Origin of the sequence: Mesorhizobium sp. M1322 (assembly GCF_040318085.1) — a bacterium.
In the GTDB taxonomy this organism is placed as follows: domain Bacteria; phylum Pseudomonadota; class Alphaproteobacteria; order Rhizobiales; family Rhizobiaceae; genus Mesorhizobium.
This window is the reverse complement of sequence record NZ_JAMYLP010000193.1, coordinates 1-1,925: the sequence shown is the minus strand read 5'-3', so window position 1 is coordinate 1,925 and position 1,925 is coordinate 1. Positions and strand designations below refer to the sequence as shown.

The following is a 1,925-nucleotide window of genomic DNA, read 5'->3' as shown; positions in this document are numbered from 1 at the left end:
TCGGTCCAAGGCATCGTGATCTCCGTCGAATCTCAGCAATCCGACAGAATCACAACCTGCTGAAATCACTCACTCCTTTTTGGATCGGACACTTACAGGCAAGCCATTGGAATCCGGCCGAAAGGGCTAGCTTCCCAAGCTGAAAGTCCGCCGGGTTCGATTCCCGCTACAGGTTGTGTCAAAGGCTTTGCGCCCGATTTCGCTAGCGAAGACCCAGTGGTGTTTTACAGTCAGTTTTACTGCGATGCGTCCTATTCTGATCCGACTTCGTGCCTTTGGTGAAGACTGAAGCCTCTGGCGAGTGGCTTACGCAATTGATTTCTACCGACACAACTGCTGTTGTGCGACAGGGCTAGGGAGGAAACAATTGCAGGAAAAAGATCATCTCGACAGAGAGACATCGGTCTCTGCTGAAATTTCGGCAACTGGTGTTAAGGCAAGCGCGAAGAGCAGGTTTGTGGCGGCAGTCGATCGTCTTGGCGGCAACTTCGTCGAACTGATGAATGCGCCAATGGAGGCATGGACGGCAGAAAAACGTGCCCGTGCTGACGCTAGGATGCGCGCCATAGAAGCTCTGACAGAGATCTGGATCGATCGCTTAAAGACCGACCGAGAATTTGCTGAACGGGCACTCAGAGGTCACGTCGTGTCTATTTTTGTCCAGAGAGAGAACAAAGACGCAGTGCTCGTCAAAGCGATCGAAGATCTTCGCCGGCAGCCCCCAACAGATACGGAATCTACAACCGGACCAGAAGTACTGGACGACAGTTTTGTGCAAAGGTTCGATGGGTATGCGGGCAGTGCGACCACTGATGAGTTGCGAGAGAAGTGGGGGCGCGTCCTAGCTGCGGAAATTCGCAGTCCTGGAACCTTCTCAGTGAAAGTCTTGAGAATTGTCGATGAAATCGACCCGGTTGTGGCGGCCTTATTTGAACGGGTTTGTGAGCATCGGTTGGCTGATGTACTTCCAAAGTGCTTGGTTGGAGAATTGCCATTTGACGACTCGGTGAAACTGAGCGAGGCAGGACTTTTAGTTGAACCGGGTGTTTCCGGGCAAATGCGAATGTCTTCGGCGGTTACCACCGACAAGGGCATTGATCAGTGGTTTTGGAATTTTGGGAAATTAGGAATCGGATTACCGAAGAGTCCTGGGGTCCCGATTAATGACGTATTCAATTATCTTGATGGATTGCCAGGAATGTCAGTCTTTGTCCTTACGCAGGCGGGAGCTTCGATTTCTTCGATACTGCCGGACAATACAACTGCTGCGTTCAAGTCTCTGGCTGAAAGAGTTTCCGAGGCGGTCCGAGATCTTTCTCTATGAGAACAGTCCTCCAAACTCGGGTTCTTGGAAACCGACAGGTCGAATTTTGCCGAAACAGCAGGAAGGGCCCGATCATGCGCCAAACGGTTGACGTTTGACAGAATCTTTGCCGCCTCGGAAACACCGGAGAAGATCATGCTAGGCTCCGATTTCTCAGAAGGGACGCCGCGGATCGCGAACGAAGGGTTCGATTCATCTGCACGGGATTTGATACGCGCCGTTGATCGTCAGCTTGGTGACGTCCCACGTTTTGAGCTGGCGTTCTCCGACGCGCTTGCGCTTTTCGATTTCTGCACGGAGCGACGCAATGCCGTTCGTGCTCAAACAGAAAGCATAGCGGAAGGCCTAGAAGAACATACGCGATGGCAACATCTCAACGAGGCCATGAGAAAGGCTACAGCCTGGCAGCACATCGCGGGCCGAGAAGGTGCCCTATCGATTTGGGACTTCGGGCACAACATCCACCAGCTCTTCATCAACACGCGGAAATGTAGTCCTCTTGGCGCTCTAGAGCACGTCCTGTTTAATCCGGTTCATATCCTGCGGCTTTGAAGTAATTGGCACATTCGGCTGGGGTGAAGAGGTCGACGACCGCGCCGAC

The 1,925-nt window shown here is 52.6% G+C and carries 2 protein-coding genes; both read left to right on the top strand.

Features of this window, described 5'->3' with window-relative positions; all coding sequences use genetic code 11:
- Positions 1-367: 367 nt before the first annotated feature.
- The gene (locus NKH12_RS30295; protein WP_352956464.1) at positions 368-1,324 is read left to right on the top strand and encodes a DUF2806 domain-containing protein; all 957 of its coding nucleotides are present in this window, start codon (positions 368-370) and stop codon (positions 1,322-1,324) included.
- A gap of 135 nt (positions 1,325-1,459) precedes the next feature.
- Positions 1,460-1,876 (top strand): hypothetical protein, encoded by a 417-nt coding sequence (locus NKH12_RS30290; RefSeq protein ID WP_352956463.1) that lies wholly within the window; start codon positions 1,460-1,462, stop codon positions 1,874-1,876.
- Positions 1,877-1,925 lie beyond the last annotated feature (49 nt).

Coding starts and splice junctions, on each gene's coding strand:
- NKH12_RS30290 (WP_352956463.1), top strand. CDS start 1,460: ATGCTAGGCTCCGATTTCTCAGAAGGGACGCCGCGGATCGCGAACGAA.